Below are 16,227 nucleotides of genomic sequence, written 5' to 3' on the forward strand. Positions count from 1 at the left end.
GCAATGGGGAGCGAGGCAAGCAGAGCAGACCCAGGCAATGCGTCGACTGTCGGCGCAGAGGTTGCGTCAGGATCGGGTGTTAGGCTAAGCGCTTGCGCTATCTGCCGCGTCTCCTTGGGGGACGACGAACCAGAAGCACTGCTTCGTATGGAACGTCCCAGCGGTCCGTACAACGGGCAAAGACTACTATATGGTCTACCCGTTCATCCTCCGTCGCCTCGGCGGCCAATCCCTCCATGGTCTTGCGCGACTCCCCACGTAGCGCCTCGGGAAATGCATAGAAAATCATGCGCGCCTTACGCTGCAGCGGGGGCTGAACCTGAAGCGAGCTGATGTGGCCGGGTTCGCGGAAATTCTTGCACACCATCGCACGCAGCTTGATCAGGTTCCTTTCGATAATCTTCTGCTCACTGGGATCAGCCGATGACAAAAGGTGCAGACCGGCGGTCGTCCAGCCCGGTGATTTACGCTGTCCAAGCTGCTTGATGATCGAACCAAACAGAGGTCCCAACTGAGGTTTCGGTTTTGGCAGGGCGATGCCCGCATCGCGGCTTATGTAGTACCGGTCGAGCGGTTCGGACATTCCGCTAGGCGAGAAGATGGAATTTTCCTCCCGCAGGCCCGCGATGTTGAAACCCGTGACGAGATAGAGACCGAGGAAGTCGAGTTCATCCCCAAGCAGGCTGAATGACTTTTGAAGGTAGATGCGCTCACCGAGGTAGTGAAGGTAGGTGAGCGGGTGATCGAGAATGTCGGCGATGCAGATGAGATCAGCGATCGTAATCGTCGGCGCAAGCTGGTGGTCGGCAGGCACCCAGCCAATTTCCTTGAAGTCCGTCTCAGCTGAGCTGAGAACCGAAAAAATCATCAAGTGTCACCGATATCCTAATGATCTGATCGACCGATGCGGGATCAATACCGATCGGCGGACAATCGCTTCGGCCGCGGCATCGCCCTCCTTTGCAGAAGTTATGAGTGTGGCGAGGCGCGCAGACTGCTGGGATGGATATAGGACCATGTCCGAGACATGCCGTTTCACGCGATCCGGCGCACCGCGTAGCCCCTGCGGAGTAAGGTGATTGGACTTCGCCTCAGCTATAATCACGGTGCGATCGAGTGTGACGAGTAGGTCTGTTTCGAACTGCTCGGCGCCAACTGGCCTGCTGCCGGTTTCGTGGACACCGAGATAAGGTGCCTGGCGAAGGACTATCCCATCGTCGCTCCGAACTATTCGGCCGCCCGATCAGCGCTGGCAAAATCGTTAGGTTTGGGAAGGAAGGCTGCTCCGGCCAAGAAACCTTCCTAAAGCGTAAAGCGAAAGCCTGATCTCAAATTGTGCGAAACGCTCGCTGGGACCGGCGGCAACGCGGTCAGGATCAAGAACCTAGCTGCTCCAAAACGACACTAAGCGCTAACCTTTGTCCAGTGTGGAAGATGATTGCCTTCTTGGTTTCTCAGACGCGCCGGCGCCCGGCAGACCTTCCTTTCTGGCCTTGGCAAACGCCCGGTCGCCTTCCAGGAACCCGACCAGCATAAAGGGGATCAGTTCCGCCACCGTTTCGGACTCGCCATAGGTCTCACGGTAAAGTGCGGCATAGTCGTTGAGTGCTTGGCTCAAGTCGGCGGCAACGGTGATGGTGATCTTCGAAGGTGTCCGGTCCGGAAGTTTTCCGAGTTTTAGGTTAGCCATGAAGTCCTCCCGTTCACCCCGTGTATGGCCGCAACACGAGGTCCTTGTGCACGATGACGCGCAACGGCCAACCAGGGCGGACGGTGATCGTGGGTTGGACGTTCAGGTTCTTTTCAGTGATCCGTTGGCCGGCTTGGCTGACGTTCTGCTGGGTGGATTCACGAATCGCCTTGACTAAGTCGCTTTCGTTTTCCCCAAAGGTCAACTCGGTACCAACCCCCAGCAATGTGGCCACGGCGATGCCCTTGATCAGCTGCCAAGTATGGAAATCCACCTTGTCCTCGAGCCCGGCATAGCCGGCCGCGTCGGTCACGGGCAGATTGTCGATTTCGATCGATGAGCCGTCCGGCATCACAATGCGTTGCCACACCAACAGAGCGCGCCTTTGGCCAAAGGCTACAACGCTATCGTAGGTGCCGATCAGCCGTGAGCCCTGCGGGATGAGCAGGATGCTGCCGGTGACGCTGTCGCGCACATTCTCGGTAACCTGCGCGACGACGAGGCCGGGCAAGTCGGAATTGATGCCGGTGATCAGGCTTGCCGCAATCACGCTGCCGGCCATGATCTGATAGGGCGAAGCCGGCGTCTGCAGCGCATGCGGATTGTAGATCCCGCTGGTGTTCCGTTGATCGATAAAATCGAGCTTGCGCTGTTGGTTGTTCTGGTCGCCCTCGGCCGGGGCGACGGAAGCTCGCGTGCCTTCGGTATCTGGCTGCTGAGGCGCCGTCTCGAAAGGTGAACGTCCGCCCTGCCCATTGCTAAGAGCTTCCGTTTGCTGGAGTCGGTTTTCGATGCGGAACAGGACTTGCGACTCGCGCGCTTCAATGGCTTGTTGTGCAAGCCGCTGCGCCTCGGCGGAAACGTCTTGCCCGGGCGCGATGCCAAGCTGGCGCTGGTGCTCGAGAATAGGACGGCCGAGATCCCCGGGCAGCGGCGGTCCAAGCACCGGAGCCTTTGGCTTAATCCCGGAATAGTCTTTAGGCAGCGCTTCGAGTCCCTCGGCGGTCGGCTTGCGGTCGGTGCTGTAAAGCTCTTCGGCCTGCTGCTTCAGGCGCAACGCAGGCCCCTGCAGCGCCATCATCGTGACGCCAAAAACGGCGCCGGAACCAACAGCAGCGATCGCGACGATTATGCCGCGCCTGAACCGCACCGCTCGGCGGGGCGAGGCTCGCAGCTGCAGCTGTTCGGGATTGAGCTTCGGCGGAGCATTCGGATGGGAAGTATCGGTCATGAGCCTCCCCTCACCTGCCAAAACGCGAAAACAGCGAAACCCGCCGCGGCGGTTGCCGACCGTCGGTTCTCGTAATGCGCACCACCTGCTGCTGTTTGGTGCCCAGCCTTAGCTCGGCCGCAGCAAAGAGGCGATCGACGATGTAGTAGTTGCCGTGCATCCGATAGTTGACGAGCTGGTTGTCCCCGTCAGCACCGACGATGAAGAGCGGTGGCGCCTCGCCCTGATCGATGCGCTTCGGGAACTCTATGTAGACCTTGCTGCCATCATCGAAGGCGCGCGTCGGTCTCCACGGCGGCGTGTCGCCGGTGATCGAATAGCGGAAGCGGATGTTTTCGAGTGCTACGTTCGAGGCCGCGGGCATTTCAGCCTCTGCCTGAGCGTTGCGCCGCCGAAGCGCCACGAGTTGGTCTTCGCTGTAAATCCAGGAGAGCGCCGCCATGGCAGTTTTCTCAGTGCTTTGAAGCTGCAGGTGATAGGATCGCCTGTCCGTCGTGATGACCAGATTGGTGGCAAGCCCCGGCGCGAATGGCTTCACCAGCACATGAGTGCGCTGGTCATCGCCTGAGCCACTAACGGTGTCACCGATCACCCAACGGACCGTATCGCCGGCTGAGACCGAGGTCAGCTTCTCGCCCCGCTGCAATGAGATATCGGTGACGCGCTCCGGCGCGGCGTAGAGCTGGTAGAGCGCGCCGTCGGCAAAGGGGTAAACCTGCACCGCATTGACATAGCCAAACTTGGTGGGTTGTTGCGTCGCCGCCTTGTTGGCATCGGCGACCTGTTCTTCCGGCGAGCGCTTATCTGGGGCGGGCTTGCCGGGTGCGGGCATCAACTGACCAGGCAACGGTAACGGTTTCGGCACTTCCACGACCTTGACCGGCTTCTCCGGCGCCTTCTCGATCGCGGCTGGTTTGAAGTCCTCGTGGTCATAGGAAATCTGAGGCGGCGGCACTGGCTTCGAGGCACAGGCCGAAAGAACCGCAGCAGACGCCGACAGGATCAAGGCAGCACGAAGCAATGGGGCTCTATTTGTCATTGGCGGGCTCCTTAGGGGAAACGGGGGTTGGCGCGGCGCTGTCGAGCTCGCGCGACCAGTCGATGGCGTTGATGAAGACGCCGAGCGGGTTCTTGCGCAGCTGCTCGGTTGTCCTAGGCGGGCGGATGAGGATGGTGAGGATCCCGATCCAGCGCGTCGTGCTGGCGACGCTGCCGCGCTCGAACACCTGCTCGGTCCATTTGACCTGGAACGAGCTGTCGGAAGCCCTGACCACGCTGGTCACCTGCACTGACACGCTGCGCGTGCCGATTTGGCCGAAAGGGTCGTTCGCCTTGGCATATTCGTTGAGGAAGAGCGCCGCTCGGTCGGTGGCAAAGTCGTAGGCCGACAACCAATTCTGCCGCACCAGAACCGCATCGGTGGAAACCGAACGGACATTCTGGATGAAGCGGCTGAGATGCCAGGCGATCTGGGCATCGTCGGGCTGGTAGTTTTGGACTGCCGGCGCGACCGCGTGCGCCTCGCCAAAGCGGTCGACCTCGACGACATAAGGCACGACGCGGCCCTGCATCGACTGCCACAGAAGCCCACCGGAAAGCGCCGTCGTCAGAGCCAGGCAGCCAAAGGCCATGAAGCGCCAGTTCTTGGCCTGGACGCGCGCCGTGCCGATGCGCTCATCCCAGAGTTGGCTGGCCTTCTGGTAGGGTGTTACGGGTTCGGGCGTCTTTCCATAACGCTGAACGGGTCGCTTGAAGAGCATCTAGTCTTCCTTGTCATTGAGGGAGGGATTGGCGCCGCTTCCGCCCCGATCTCCATCGCGCACCGCCTGCGTGGCAGCATTGCGATGGGCGCGTGCGGTCTGTTCGGAACGCAGACGCCTTGCCCAGACCGGCGCGGGGTCAGAGGCTGCAGCGGGCGAGGTTCCTGTCTTTGACGCGGTCGGCATGCCGCCGGTCGCGGTCCAGCCGGCATCGCGACCGGCGTCGGCACTACGGCGGAATGGTTCTGCTGCGGATCGCATTCCCCGCATCGCGGCGCCGCTAACGGCACTCGCAACCCCATGCAGCCCAGCAGCTACCCCGGACAGCCCGGACTCGGGCGATGTCGCGCGCCCCGTTTGCCAAGCGACGGTGGCAGCGGACCCCATGGCGGCGCCGGCACGGACTGCGGCGAGGCCGCCGCCTGTTGCCATGCGCGCGCCGGCAAACGTAGCGCCTCCGGCAACGAGCGTTGATCCAGCTGCGGCCGCGGTTGTTCCAAGTGCCGCGCCGGCGCCAAGCTGCGGCGCGCCGGAAACAAGACCCGAGGCAATCCCGGGGCCGAAAATGCCGAGCCCAAGCAGCGCCAGCGCACCCAGCACCTGAGACATGGCCGCCGCCAGGTCCGGCTCCTGGCCCTGCAGGGCGGAAGCGAACTCGCCAAAGAGCGTGGAGCCGATGCCGACGATGACGGCAAGCACCATCACCTTGATGCCCGACGAAATCACATTGCCGAGCACGCGCTCGGCCAGAAACGCCGAACGGTTCCAGAGCGCGAAGGGCACCAGGACGAAGCCGGCCAGCGTGGTGAGCTTGAACTCGAGGATGGTGATGAAGAGCTGGATGGAAAGAATGAAGAAGGCGATGAGGACCAGGAACCAGGCCAGAAGCAGCACGAAGATGGTGAGCGCGTTACCGAAGATCTCGGGGAAGCCTACTAGCTGGCTCGCTTGATTGAGGAGCGGCCAGGCGCCCTCGAAGCCGGCCGCGGCAATGCGGCCTGGCCGCAGGAGACTGTCGGCGGACAGGTTGCCGGCCGATGCGTTGATGCCGAGACCGGCAAAGGAGCGGTAAATTATGTCGGCGAGGTTCTTGAAATTGTTCAGGACGAAGGCGAAGGCGCCGACATAGAGCACTTTGCGAACAAGCCGGCCGAGAATGTTGGGCTCGCCGCCGAACGCCCAGACCAAGCCCGCGAGCGTGACGTCAATGCCGATCAGAATGGTGGTGAGAAAGGCGACGTCGCCCGAAAGCAGACCGAACCCACTGTCAATGTAGCGGGTAAAGGTCTCCATGAAGCGATCGATGACTCCGAGGTCGTTCATGTCGCCGCCTTCCTCGTTGTCTTGAAGAACTGCCGCTCAGTTGCCGGGATAAGCCGTGCCGGTGCCCAGGAAACGCTTCGTCGTCTCGCGAGCGGCTTCCTCAGACTGCGCCTTGCGCGCCGCATCCTCGGCTTCGGCCCGGAACTGGGTCGCAAGCAGCGTCTGGATCTGCATCTGCTGCTTGGTCGAAAGCGCGATCAGCTGATTGGTAGCCTGGCTTGCCTCGAGGGCACCTGCCGCGCCCTGACTGCGATTGACGAGATCGGTAAGCAGGTCGCCATCGGCCTGCACGTTCTCGACGATCTGCGACTGCGCGCTCATGGTCTGGCGGAACGCCTGCATGGCGCTCTGCCAGCGCTCGCGCGCGGCGCTCGCCACATCGCTGACCTTGATGGTGGCGTCGTAGCTTTCCGGATATTGCTGGCGCCACTGGTCCTGCAGCTTGTCGAGATCGAAGCTCAGGCCGCTCGCCTGGGTCATCAGACCGTCAATCCGTTGGAGCGAGCCGGTAAGCTGGCCCACGGAAGAGAAATCCAGGCGCTGAAGGTTGCGCGCCATGTTCTGCAGCATGGTCGCCTGGTTCTGAAGCGACTGGATTTGGTTGTTGATCTGCTCCAATGCGCGTGCTGCCGACAGCACATTTTGCGTATAGTTGGACGGGTCAAATACGATGAGCGCATAGGCCGGCTGGACGTAGTCAGCCATCGGTTTGGCAATCAGGGAAACGGTGACCAGGCTAGTAAAAAGGCGGCGTCCGATCATGACGATTGCTCCTTGTTAGGTTGAGGAAATTGCTGGAGAAGCTCGGCAGCCCAATCCAGGCCGCGCGCACTGAAGAAACGGGCGGCAAAGCTGCCCTGCCCTTCTTCGGAAAGAATATTGTCGATCAGGGTCTGCGCGGCCGGGTCGGAGGCGCCGCAAAGCGCAAGAGCGATCGGGCCTAGCCCGAGCTCGAAGAGGCGATTGCCGCGGCGCGACTGCAGATAGTAGTGGCGCTTCGGCGTGGCGCGGGCGACCAATTCGATCTGTCGCTCATTAAGACCGAAGCGCTCATAGGCTGCCCGTGCCTGCGGCTCCACCGCACGATCATTGGGGAGAAAAATGCGCTGCGGGCAGCTCTCGATGATTGCGGGTGCGATAGAAGAGCCGGCGATGTCGGCAAGCGACTGCGTCGCGAAGATGACGGAGACGTTTTTCTTACGCAGCACCTTAAGCCATTCGCGGATGCGGGCGGCAAAGAGCGGGTTGTCGAGATAGACCCAGGCCTCGTCGAGCATGAGCAGCGTCGGCCGCCCGTCAAACCGGTCCTCAAGACGATGGAACAGATAGGTGAGCACAGGCAGCACAGCGCCTTGGCTGTGCATCAGCTCCTGGGTTTCGAAACACTGCACATCCGAGATGGCCAGCCGGTCGTCATCGGCATCGAGAAGGCGGCCGAATGGTCCGTCGAGCGTGTAGGGCATCAATGCCGATTTGAGCGCATTGGACTGAAGCAGGACCGACAGGCCAGTCAGCGTGCGTTCCTGCGCCGGCGCGGTGGCGAGGCTGGTGAGCGCCGACCAGATTGCCTCCTTCACCTCCGGGGTGACGGTGACATTCTCGTGGGCAATGAGGCCGGCGATCCATTCGGCCGCCCAGCTCTGTGTGGCCGGGTCGTCGATGTGGCGCAGCGGCTGGAAACCAAGCGCACCATTCGCACCCAACGCATGGTGGTCGCCGCCCATGGCAAGCGCGGCGGCGCGGGCCGAATTGCCTTTGTCGAAGACATAGATTTGCGCGCCAGCGTAGCGCCGGAACTGCAAAGCGATCAGGGCAAGCAGAACCGACTTGCCGGCACCGGTCGGCCCGACAATCAGCATGTGGCCGACATCGCCGATATGGGTCGAAAGCCGAAACGGCGTCGAGCCGCTGGTTTCGGCGAAAAGAAGCGGCGGAGCGTAATCGCCGGTGACCTCGGCAAGGTGCTCGTTCTCCGCTGGACCTGCCCACACGGACGACAGCGGCACGAGATGGGCAAGGTTAAGCGTGTGAACGAGCGGCTGGCGAACGTTGGCGTAGACATGACCCGGCAATGAACCAAGCCACGCTTCGACGGCATTGATGCTTTCGCGAATGGTGGTGAAGCCGAGCCCGTTGACGATCCGCTCGACGGCGCGAAGCTTTTCCGCGGCGGCTTTACGGTTCTGATCCCACACCGTCACCGTTGTGGTGAGATAGCCGAAGCCGACATGATCGCCGCCCAATGCCTGCAGTGCTGCATCGGCATCGAGCGCCTTGTTGTCGGCGTCGCTGTCGACGAGAGGCACCGGTTCGTTGGTCACCACCTCGCGCAGAATAGCCGCGATCGATTTGCGCTTGGCAAACCACTGCCGCCGGAGCCGAGTCAGCGTCTTCGTGGCTTCCGCCTTGTCGAGTGGAATGAAGCGCGTCACCCAGCGATAGGCGAAATCCTGGTTATTGAGCGCATCAAGGATTCCTGGCCGGGTGACGTTCGGAAAGCCGAGAACTGTGAGGGTGCGCAGATGCTGCTCGCCCAGCATCGGCTCTAGGCCGCCGGTCAGCGGCGCGTCAACCAGGACGCCGTCGAGATACATTGGCGTTTCCGGCACGGCGACCGGATGACGGCGTGTCGAGATCGTGCCGTGCAGGTAGGTCAGGGTCTCGGCATCGTCGAGCGCGCGCACCTCGGGCACGAAGCCCGAAAGAAGATCGAGAACGCGGTCAGTCTCGTCTCGGAACCGGGCAAGCTCCTGGCGCCAGTCTCTTTCCCCTCCCAAGTCATGCGAGTCGACGAGAGCACTTTCCGCGCGCGCTTGGCCATCGGGCCCAGGCATGAAGACCAAGGTCAGATGATAGATGCTCTCGAAATGCGCGACCTTGCCCTCGAAGGCCGCGCGCCGTTCCTCATCGATCAGCCATGAGGCAGCATCGGGAAGGGCCGAGCTCGCATAGCCCAGCGCTTCGATGCGCTCGGCCTCGAAGAATAATGCCCAGCCAGAGCCGAGCCTTCTCAGCGCATTGTTTGCCCGCGCGCATATGCCGATGAGTTCGGCCTCCGTCGCGCTTTCAAGGTCGGGGCCACGAAACCGCAATGTCCGTTGGAAGCTGCCATCCTTATTGAGCACGATGCCGGGCGCGACGAGTGCTGCCCAGGGCAGATGGTCGGCAAGCCGGTCGGCTTTGCCGCGGTATTCGGAAAGCTTCAGCATGCAAGCCAGCCCTTTTGACGAAGATGACGGACAAGCACGCTGGCAAAATCCGGATCACGCCGTGCGGCAAAGACCGCGAGCGTGTGGCCGGCGATCCAGAGGATCAGACCGGCAATCCACTGCTGCAGGCCTAGGCCGATGGCCGCGGCCACCGTGCCATTGAGGATCGCCACCGCCCGCGGCGCGCCGCCGAGCAGGATTGGCTCGGTGAGCGCCCGATGGACCAGAACCTCGAAGCCTTCGATATGCTGCTCTCCGGTGCTCATCAGACGACTGCCCCGCCGCCAAAGGAGAAGAAGGAAAGAAAGAAGCTCGAGGCCGCGAAGGCGATCGACAGGCCGAAGACGATCTGGATCAGCCGGCGGAAACCGCCCGCCGTGTCGCCGAAGGCAAGGGTCAGACCGGTGGTGATGATGATGATCACCGCGAGGATCTTGGCGACCGGCCCCTGCACCGATTCCAGAATCTGCTGCAGCGGCTGTTCCCACGGCATGCCGGAGCCGGCAGCGTGGGCCTGGGCCGTGAGAAGAAGCGCGACGGCGGCGAACGAAAGAAAGCGAAGCTTCTTGCGCATGAGGTGACCTTTCAGAGCTGCTGGAGTTGCGGAAGTGTGAGCGGGGTGACGGCGTAATCGCCGCTGCCGTCGAGACCCGTGACCTCGGCGATCGCGTCAACGCGGCGCGCGGGTCCTCTTCCGGCAATAAAGATGACCAAGTCGACGGCATCGGCGATCAGCCGGCGGGGAACGGTGACAACGGCTTCCTGGGCGAGCTGCTCAATACGATAGAGTGCGGAGCGTGCCGAATTGGCGTGAACCGTGGCAATGCCGCCGGGATGTCCGGTGTTCCATGCCTTCAGCATATCGAGCGCTTCCGCGCCTCTGACTTCGCCGACGATGATGCGGTCGGGCCTCAGCCGTAAGGTCGAGCGTACGAGATCGGCGAGTGTGATGGAGCCCCGCCTCGTCCTCATGGCAACGCAGTCCTTGGCCGCGCATTGCAGCTCGCGGGTGTCCTCAATCAGGATCACCCGCTCATCGCATTCGGCGACTTCTGCCAGTAGAGCATTGGTAAGTGTCGTTTTGCCCGACGATGTGCCGCCGGCGACCAGGATGTTGCGCCGCTCGCGCACTGCCTTCCTCAGGGCATCAGCCTGCAGCGGGAGCATGACGCGATCGGCGACGTAGTTGGCCAGCGTGTAGAGTTTTGCCGCCGGTTTGCGGATGGCGAAGCATGGCGCCAGCACGACCGGCGGTAGCAGACCCTCGAAGCGCTCGCCTGATGGCAATTCGGCACTGACAATCGGACTATCTGCATGCGCCTCGGCGCGTACATGGGAGGCGACGAGCCGGATGATGCGTTCCGCCTCGGCAGGATGCATATGCACGCCTGTATCGACCCGGCCTTCTCCCAACCGGTCGAGCCTCAGCGCGCCGTCGGGGTTGACCATCACCTCGATGACGGTCGGATCGGCAAGGGCCTCGGTGATCGCGGCGCCCATGGCTGTGCGCAGCATGGCTCGGCGGCGGTGGTCCGCTGCGGGATGAGAGTTCATCCTTCGCCTCCGTTGCCATTGCCGTAACCAAGCGAGCGCTTCCCGGAGGCTATCTGGCGACCGACCTGCTCGACGAATTTGTCAAAGCGCTCTTGGGCGATCGCCTGTGTCGCCCGATCCGGAATTGGCGTGTGCGCATGAAGCGTGATTGAAAAGCGGATTAAGAGCGCCAGGCTCTCCAGAGTTATTTCGGCGTCGCGCCTGACATGGTCGAGATCGCGGGAAAGACGGTCCAGCCGCTTGCCGTAGCGCTGGTCGAGCTCGTTTTCACCACGCCGTTCGATGAAGGCCTCGACCGCTTTCGCGACGATTGCCGATTTCGTGGTCGACGGGTTGCGGCTGAGGGTTTCCAGCTTCTCGCTCAATTCGGGTTCGAGCAGAAACTGGTGGCGAATGCGATGGGGCTTCATACGTCTCGTTCCGACTGGCCGGCGCTGATGCGCCGGTGCGAACGAACATCGCCGAGATCCGCAAAATCGCTTATGGGCGTTATCTACGCCGAGATACGCCTCAGTTGCGGAAAGCGTTCAGAAGCCGGGGATGATGTCCTTGTCGTCGCCCCTTCCCTCGCTGAGGCCGTAGGCGCTCGCCGCGGTAGAAACCCGGTCCATGACGCGCTTGTCTGCGAGTGCCTCGGCGTCATCGTCCGACAGATTGAAGAGGTCATCCTGATCAGGCTCCCGAGAGACGACGACGTGGTCTTCAGGCAGGCCGGGATGACGCTGCTGTTGCACGCCGCTCCCTTCTTCGATTGCCGCGCCGGCGTGTTCGTCATCGGCAGCGAGACGGCGGTCAACACTGCGGACTTGTCCGCTCCAATCGTCGGGGCGCGACGCAGGACAGTCCGCGTACAGACCGTCGCGCAACACCGGCGCCGGCAGCACCCGTTCGGTGAAATTCGGATCCTGGTAATAGCGCAACTTCTGGGCGCGGATCGGCGGCAACCCCGAAACGAGGATTAATTCGTCAGCTTGCGGCAACTGCATCACTTCGCCAGGCGTCAGCAGCGGGCGAGCAGTCTCCTGGCGACTGACCATGACGTGCGAAAGCCAGGGAGCCAGCCGGTGGCCGGCGTAGTTGCGCATGGACCTGAGTTCCGTCGCTGTACCGAGCGCATCCGATATGCGTTTGGCCGTGCGCTCGTCGTTGGAGGAAAAGGCAATGCGCACATGGCAATTGTCGAGAATGGCGTTGTTCTCGCCATAGGCTTTGGAGATCTGGTTCAAGGATTGCGCGATCAGATAGGCGCGGATGCCGTAACCCGCCATGAAGGCCAGCGCGGTCTCGAAGAAGTCGAGGCGACCAAGAGCCGGAAATTCGTCTAGCATCATGAGCAGTTGGTACTTGCGGCTTTTCTTCGGGTCACCTTCCAGCCGCTCCGTCAGTCGCCTGCCGATCTGATTGAGCACCAGTCGCACCAGTGGCTTGGTGCGCGAGATATCCGATGGCGGCACCACCAGATAGAGCGACATCGGTCGTTCCGCATCCATGAGGTCGGCGATGCGCCAGTCGCAGGCCGATGTTGCCGAGGCAACCGTCGGATCACGATAGAGCCCGAGAAACGACATGGCGGTCGAGAGAACGCCAGAACGCTCGTTCTCTGACTTGTTCAGCACCTCGCGAGCCGCCGAAGCCACGACGGGATGGACCCGAGGTGTGTCGGCCGTGCCGAGGTGGTTGGTGGTCATCATCCGCAGCAGTGTCGTGGCAAACGAGCGTTGCGGATCCGACAGGAAAGTGGCGACGCGGGCAAGCGTCTTTTCTTCTTCCGCGTAGAGCACGTGCAAGATGGCCCCGACCAAGAGTGAATGACTAGTCTTCTCCCAATGGTTTCGCCGCTCCAGGGCGCCTTCCGGATCGACGAGAATGTCCGCGATGTTCTGAACGTCGCGGATCTCATCTGAACCCCTGCGCACTTCCAGCAGCGGATTATAGCGCGCCGACCTCGAGTCGGTCGGATTGAACAAGAGGCAGAAAGAGAACTTCGACCGCCAGCCGGAAGTCAGCTGCCAGTTCTCGCCTTTGATGTCGTGAATGACGGCCGAGCCGGTCCAGGAAAGAAGCGTTGGAACGACCAATCCCACGCCCTTGCCCGAACGTGTCGGCGCAAAGGCCATGACATGTTCCGGCCCGTCATGTCGCAGATAGTGATCCTTCAGTTTGCCAAGGAAAACGCCGGCCGGCTCAAACAGGCCTGCCTTCTCGATTTCCCGAGCCGCGGCCCATCGTGAGGAACCGTAGGTGGTGACCAACCCCCTCTGCCGCGCGCGCCAGAGGGAGCCAGCTATTGCGGCCGCACACCCCAGGAATCCGCTGGCTCCGGCAAGCATGCCGGCCTTGTCGAAGACCTCAGGCGCATAGGCGTCGAATTGAAACCACCATTCGAAGAATTTCCACGGCTTGTAGATCGGCCGGGCCGCCGCGGCAAACCATGGCGCGCCAAGCTGCGGCTGATAGTCCAGCATGTGGGCGCACCATTGCGTTGCCGCCCATACGCCAACGATGACGATGGCGAACACAACTACGATCTGGCCGACAAGGAGCTTCGTCGGTGTCACGGGCACAGCCTCCACTGTTTGGTAGCAGATGGAAGCAGCATGACGTGACGTTTCAGAATATGAAGATACCCAATATACGCGCCCGTGCGATGCAGTGAACGTTGCAGGCTTGGAAGACTGGGGCGCCAAGAAGTGTCATCGCGAAGGGCGACGAGCGAATGACTTGTATTGGGCCGACTGCGGACAGGCAGCTTTCGGAAACATGATTGCGAAAAAGCCGCCCTCGTCACGGTCTGTCCGTACGAAAAGTACCGGCACGATGAGAGCCTCAGTGCGAAAGAAAAATGTCACACTGAGGCTCACCGAAGGTGGGCTATAACCCGAACAGACGCCGGACAAGCTGCCATATACTTGCGAAGAAGCCAGGCAGTGGCCTATGGGCCTCATAGTAGGCCTGCCTACGCCTTTCATCCCTCAGCATGCCTGTAACCGTCTGGGCCGCGGTCATTTTGGGCTCCCACAAGATCCGTCCGTCGCGGATGATGTAGTGGGAATTACAGGGAAGTTGCCCGCTGCCTATTGACGGCTGTAGTGACGGCCTGCCGCCACGTTCGGTAAACCGCCATTCCGCAGGTCCGAGAGGTATAGCCACTTTGCAGCCGCAGCCGCAGGCGCACAGGTGCACCGCAACCTGGTATTCATCGGACACATACAGGACGCCTTTATCAAGCTCCTTGGGCACGAAATGGACCTTTTGAAGCCGGATATCATTCATGGCGCGTCTCGACGAAAAAGCGTGGCATGGTTGTGTCCATCAAGATGTGGTAGGCTGGATGGTCCTCGACGTAAAAACCCCGGTATTGTTTGTATCGGATCACCGCGATGCAGGCATTCATCGCGTTCAACTCGGATATCTGTATGTTGGTGCGATATTCATCGCCGGGCTGATCAGCGGTCTCGGATAGAGCCTTGGCCCTGATCTCTTCGGCGTCGTCAGGCAGATAGACTGTTGCGCGCAGCATGCCTGCCAGCGCAGACTGCTGGCGGTTCAAACCCAAGCCGACGTCGATGAAGGGAATCTTCAGGCCGATGAGCAGGTCGAAAACTCCGGCGCGGGCCGACCCCTTATCGACGCAGACGAAGGCGAAGGTGACGCCTTGCAACTCCTCAGTTGACGACTGGTCGATGAATTTCCTTTCAAGTTTCAACCCGCTCCGGAAGTTGCCATAGCGATCTTGATACAGGTCGGCCTTGGCCCGCTTGAAATCGTCTTCCTGAAGCCGGCCGGGAGATCGGTAGGCATTGTGGACGTGGAACACGTCGGCGTCGAAACCGCGGATTTCGCGCACATTCGTCTTGACCATGAAGTCAAGCACATAGGCACCGGTCCCACCGAGCCCGATGATTGCGACCACCTCATCTTTGAACCGCGCCGCCAAATCGCCAATCTCCGCGCGGCTAGTTAACGTGTCCTGATAGGTGAAGACACTATCTGCGACCACATCGTGGTCGACCGCGAACGTGAGGGGTGTCGCTTGCGGGTAGCGGCTCGCGGCCGGACCGGACAGCAGAGCTACGTAGTGCTGGATTTTCTCAAAGAAATCCGGGAAACCGGTTGGCGGTTTGTTCGAGAACGAGCGCTCAACCAACACGTCATCTCTGGTCAGGGCCAAGGTTCTCGGGCCACCGCCCAGGTTCGGGATCGGCCGCCCGTCGGCCTCATGGGGAACCCCACCAGCGAAGAAGACCTGATGGTCGTCTTGCTGGACCTTTTCAGCGTCGACGAAGACAAGCTTAGTCACAAAAGCGCCCGTGCACAGCTCCAGTTGCGCGTTGAGGTAGGGAATGTCGCGGACAACCAAATATCCGCTGTCGAACCGGAGCGCGAAGCCCCGGTCGAGCAGCCGTTTTATGTCGGGATTATGATTCGCTAGTGCGATTAACACGGAACGCCATCCCATCCTTTGCCTTGACGGTGCCTCCGGGGGAGAGGATTCCATCTCGGTCGTTGTGGCCCCGGGTGTAGGTGACCGAATAAGTCGCGCCCGGATTTTGGGGATAGTCCGGATAAGCATGGGTAACGACCTCGACATAAGTCAGTTCGTCTTTTTTCGGCACCTCGTGCGGCGTGCCGTTGACCACGACCGTGATGGTCTCGTCGTGGCCCTTGTTATCATCTTCCTGCGCCATTGTGCTGTCCTTTCGCTTAGCCGCGCGGCGGATTGGGGTCGTGGCCGTGGCTATCGCTCTGCGCGATCTTGCCGTCACGGTTGTGAATCTTGAGCTCGGTCGATTGGTTGCGGCTGACCCCGCGGCCGAAGTCTACCGCCTCTTTCTTGCTGTCGAAGTGACCGGACGACCGCTGGCCTCCGCCCCTCTTCACGTCCCAGCCGCCATCGTGGTTGGGAACCACATGATGCGTACCGATGGTCTTCTGTGACGCCATATGTCTTGTATCCTTTCGTTGGTTTCGGTATGGGAAGTACGTCTACTCCGAACAGGTATGCCGTCTCGCATATCGATTGTCAAGCACTCTCTGTGCTGCTACTCTGAACAGAGGAAAACGACAGAAAGAGGCAATCGTGACCACGCCGCTCGGCAACAAGATTCGCGCGCTGCGCAAAGATAAGGGCTACACGCTGGACAGGCTTGCGGAGCTCGCTGACTCCAGCAAGAGCTATATCTGGGAGCTTGAGAACAAGGAGCCGCCACGACCGTCCGGCGACAAAATCAGCAAGATCGCCACGGCGCTCGGCGTCACCACCGATTATTTCCTGACCGACGATGTCGAATTGGAGGATGCTGCAGATCAGGCGTTCTACAGGGAGTACAGAGCGCAGCGGCCGAAGACCAAGGCACGTCTGCGCCAGATGTTCGCGGTCATAAAGGACGATGAGCAGTAAGCGGGCGCCCACGCTGCGGCAATTGCAATTGCGGGCGCTTCTCAACGCGGGGTTTCGCC

Annotated in this window: 19 protein-coding genes; 2 read left to right on the forward strand and 17 right to left on the reverse strand. The window is 61.2% G+C overall.

Annotated features, from left to right (window positions below):
* Window positions 1-97: 97 nt before the first annotated feature.
* A complete protein-coding gene (locus NKJ58_RS18700; protein ID WP_156932577.1) occupies window positions 98-871 on the reverse strand; it encodes a hypothetical protein in 774 nt (257 codons plus the stop codon).
* Between the two features lie 303 nt (window positions 872-1,174).
* Between NKJ58_RS18700 and NKJ58_RS18705 the strand changes: the two genes are divergently transcribed.
* Window positions 1,175-1,306: a MucR family transcriptional regulator gene (locus NKJ58_RS18705; protein ID WP_502902313.1), complete on the forward strand. Its 132-nt coding sequence runs from the start codon at window positions 1,175-1,177 to the stop codon at window positions 1,304-1,306.
* 105 nt (window positions 1,307-1,411) lie between these two features.
* Here NKJ58_RS18705 and NKJ58_RS18710 read toward each other — a convergent pair whose 3' ends face one another.
* The 16 genes from NKJ58_RS18710 to NKJ58_RS18785 form a co-directional block, all read right to left on the reverse strand.
* Window positions 1,412-1,690 (reverse strand): DUF2274 domain-containing protein, encoded by a 279-nt coding sequence (locus NKJ58_RS18710; protein ID WP_023708012.1) that lies wholly within the window; start codon window positions 1,688-1,690, stop codon window positions 1,412-1,414.
* Window positions 1,691-1,703: 13 nt separating this feature from the next.
* Complete coding sequence (locus tag NKJ58_RS18715; RefSeq protein WP_023708013.1) at window positions 1,704-2,921, reverse strand: TraB/TrbI/VirB10 family type IV secretion system protein; 1,218 nt, start codon at window positions 2,919-2,921, stop codon at window positions 1,704-1,706.
* A gap of 10 nt (window positions 2,922-2,931) precedes the next feature.
* A complete protein-coding gene (gene trbG / locus NKJ58_RS18720; protein WP_031196164.1) occupies window positions 2,932-3,960 on the reverse strand; it encodes a P-type conjugative transfer protein TrbG in 1,029 nt (342 codons plus the stop codon).
* Entirely contained in the window at window positions 3,950-4,681 is a 732-nt protein-coding gene (gene trbF / locus NKJ58_RS18725; RefSeq protein ID WP_023708015.1) for a conjugal transfer protein TrbF, read from the reverse strand. The genes trbG and trbF overlap by 11 nt, the downstream gene beginning before the upstream one ends.
* The gene (gene trbL / locus NKJ58_RS18730) at window positions 4,682-6,004 is read right to left on the reverse strand and encodes a P-type conjugative transfer protein TrbL (RefSeq protein WP_352853602.1); all 1,323 of its coding nucleotides are present in this window, start codon (window positions 6,002-6,004) and stop codon (window positions 4,682-4,684) included. It abuts the gene before it with no gap.
* A gap of 36 nt (window positions 6,005-6,040) precedes the next feature.
* A complete protein-coding gene (gene trbJ / locus NKJ58_RS18735) occupies window positions 6,041-6,766 on the reverse strand; it encodes a P-type conjugative transfer protein TrbJ (RefSeq protein WP_023669263.1) in 726 nt (241 codons plus the stop codon).
* A complete protein-coding gene (gene trbE / locus NKJ58_RS18740) occupies window positions 6,763-9,213 on the reverse strand; it encodes a conjugal transfer protein TrbE (RefSeq protein WP_023669262.1) in 2,451 nt (816 codons plus the stop codon). The genes trbJ and trbE overlap by 4 nt, the downstream gene beginning before the upstream one ends.
* A complete protein-coding gene (locus tag NKJ58_RS18745) occupies window positions 9,207-9,479 on the reverse strand; it encodes a VirB3 family type IV secretion system protein (protein ID WP_023689361.1) in 273 nt (90 codons plus the stop codon). The genes trbE and NKJ58_RS18745 overlap by 7 nt, the downstream gene beginning before the upstream one ends.
* Window positions 9,479-9,787 (reverse strand): TrbC/VirB2 family type IV secretion system protein, encoded by a 309-nt coding sequence (locus NKJ58_RS18750; RefSeq protein ID WP_023669260.1) that lies wholly within the window; start codon window positions 9,785-9,787, stop codon window positions 9,479-9,481. The genes NKJ58_RS18745 and NKJ58_RS18750 overlap by 1 nt, the downstream gene beginning before the upstream one ends.
* 11 nt (window positions 9,788-9,798) lie before the next feature.
* On the reverse strand, window positions 9,799-10,767 hold the full coding sequence (gene trbB, locus NKJ58_RS18755; protein WP_023669259.1) for a P-type conjugative transfer ATPase TrbB: 969 nt from the start codon (window positions 10,765-10,767) through the stop codon (window positions 9,799-9,801).
* A complete protein-coding gene (locus NKJ58_RS18760) occupies window positions 10,764-11,177 on the reverse strand; it encodes a CopG family transcriptional regulator (RefSeq protein ID WP_023708017.1) in 414 nt (137 codons plus the stop codon). Before NKJ58_RS18760 ends, trbB begins: the two co-directional genes overlap by 4 nt.
* A 117-nt stretch (window positions 11,178-11,294) precedes the next feature.
* Window positions 11,295-13,325, reverse strand: coding sequence for a conjugal transfer protein TraG (locus tag NKJ58_RS18765; protein ID WP_023708018.1), 2,031 nt, complete (start codon window positions 13,323-13,325; stop codon window positions 11,295-11,297).
* A 313-nt stretch (window positions 13,326-13,638) separates the two neighbouring features.
* Complete coding sequence (locus NKJ58_RS18770) at window positions 13,639-14,040, reverse strand: ubiquitination-like system serine protease family protein (RefSeq protein ID WP_023708019.1); 402 nt, start codon at window positions 14,038-14,040, stop codon at window positions 13,639-13,641.
* Window positions 14,033-15,211 carry a ThiF family adenylyltransferase gene (locus NKJ58_RS18775; protein WP_352853604.1) on the reverse strand — a complete coding sequence of 393 codons (1,179 nt, stop codon included), beginning with the start codon at window positions 15,209-15,211 and terminating at the stop codon, window positions 14,033-14,035. The genes NKJ58_RS18770 and NKJ58_RS18775 overlap by 8 nt, the downstream gene beginning before the upstream one ends.
* Entirely contained in the window at window positions 15,186-15,455 is a 270-nt protein-coding gene (locus tag NKJ58_RS18780) for a multiubiquitin domain-containing protein (RefSeq protein ID WP_031196169.1), read from the reverse strand. The genes NKJ58_RS18775 and NKJ58_RS18780 overlap by 26 nt, the downstream gene beginning before the upstream one ends.
* Window positions 15,456-15,471: 16 nt before the next feature.
* On the reverse strand, window positions 15,472-15,711 hold the full coding sequence (locus NKJ58_RS18785; protein WP_023708022.1) for a DUF2188 domain-containing protein: 240 nt from the start codon (window positions 15,709-15,711) through the stop codon (window positions 15,472-15,474).
* A 136-nt stretch (window positions 15,712-15,847) separates the two neighbouring features.
* On the opposite strand from NKJ58_RS18785, the gene NKJ58_RS18790 reads away from it, so the two are divergent.
* Window positions 15,848-16,168, forward strand: a complete 321-nt coding sequence (locus tag NKJ58_RS18790; protein WP_023708023.1) for a helix-turn-helix domain-containing protein — start codon at window positions 15,848-15,850, stop codon at window positions 16,166-16,168.
* The last annotated feature ends 59 nt before the right edge of the window (window positions 16,169-16,227 follow it).

Origin of the sequence: Mesorhizobium sp. M0139 (genome assembly GCF_040322455.1) — a bacterium.
In the GTDB taxonomy this organism is placed as follows: Bacteria; Pseudomonadota; Alphaproteobacteria; order Rhizobiales; family Rhizobiaceae; genus Mesorhizobium.

Excerpts from the sequence above, each read along its gene's own strand:
- NKJ58_RS18710 (WP_023708012.1), bottom strand. The coding sequence starts at position 1,690 with ATGGCTAACCTAAAACTCGGAAAACTTCCGGACCGGACACCTTCGAAG.
- NKJ58_RS18715 (WP_023708013.1), bottom strand. The coding sequence starts at position 2,921 with ATGACCGATACTTCCCATCCGAATGCTCCGCCGAAGCTCAATCCCGAA.
- trbG (WP_031196164.1), bottom strand. The coding sequence starts at position 3,960 with ATGACAAATAGAGCCCCATTGCTTCGTGCTGCCTTGATCCTGTCGGCG.
- trbF (WP_023708015.1), bottom strand. The coding sequence starts at position 4,681 with ATGCTCTTCAAGCGACCCGTTCAGCGTTATGGAAAGACGCCCGAACCC.
- trbL (WP_352853602.1), bottom strand. The coding sequence starts at position 6,004 with ATGAACGACCTCGGAGTCATCGATCGCTTCATGGAGACCTTTACCCGC.
- trbJ (WP_023669263.1), bottom strand. The coding sequence starts at position 6,766 with ATGATCGGACGCCGCCTTTTTACTAGCCTGGTCACCGTTTCCCTGATT.
- trbE (WP_023669262.1), bottom strand. The coding sequence starts at position 9,213 with ATGCTGAAGCTTTCCGAATACCGCGGCAAAGCCGACCGGCTTGCCGAC.
- NKJ58_RS18745 (WP_023689361.1), bottom strand. The coding sequence starts at position 9,479 with ATGAGCACCGGAGAGCAGCATATCGAAGGCTTCGAGGTTCTGGTCCAT.
- NKJ58_RS18750 (WP_023669260.1), bottom strand. The coding sequence starts at position 9,787 with ATGCGCAAGAAGCTTCGCTTTCTTTCGTTCGCCGCCGTCGCGCTTCTT.
- trbB (WP_023669259.1), bottom strand. The coding sequence starts at position 10,767 with ATGAACTCTCATCCCGCAGCGGACCACCGCCGCCGAGCCATGCTGCGC.
- NKJ58_RS18760 (WP_023708017.1), bottom strand. The coding sequence starts at position 11,177 with ATGAAGCCCCATCGCATTCGCCACCAGTTTCTGCTCGAACCCGAATTG.
- NKJ58_RS18770 (WP_023708019.1), bottom strand. The coding sequence starts at position 14,040 with ATGAATGATATCCGGCTTCAAAAGGTCCATTTCGTGCCCAAGGAGCTT.
- NKJ58_RS18780 (WP_031196169.1), bottom strand. The coding sequence starts at position 15,455 with ATGGCGCAGGAAGATGATAACAAGGGCCACGACGAGACCATCACGGTC.
- NKJ58_RS18785 (WP_023708022.1), bottom strand. The coding sequence starts at position 15,711 with ATGGCGTCACAGAAGACCATCGGTACGCATCATGTGGTTCCCAACCAC.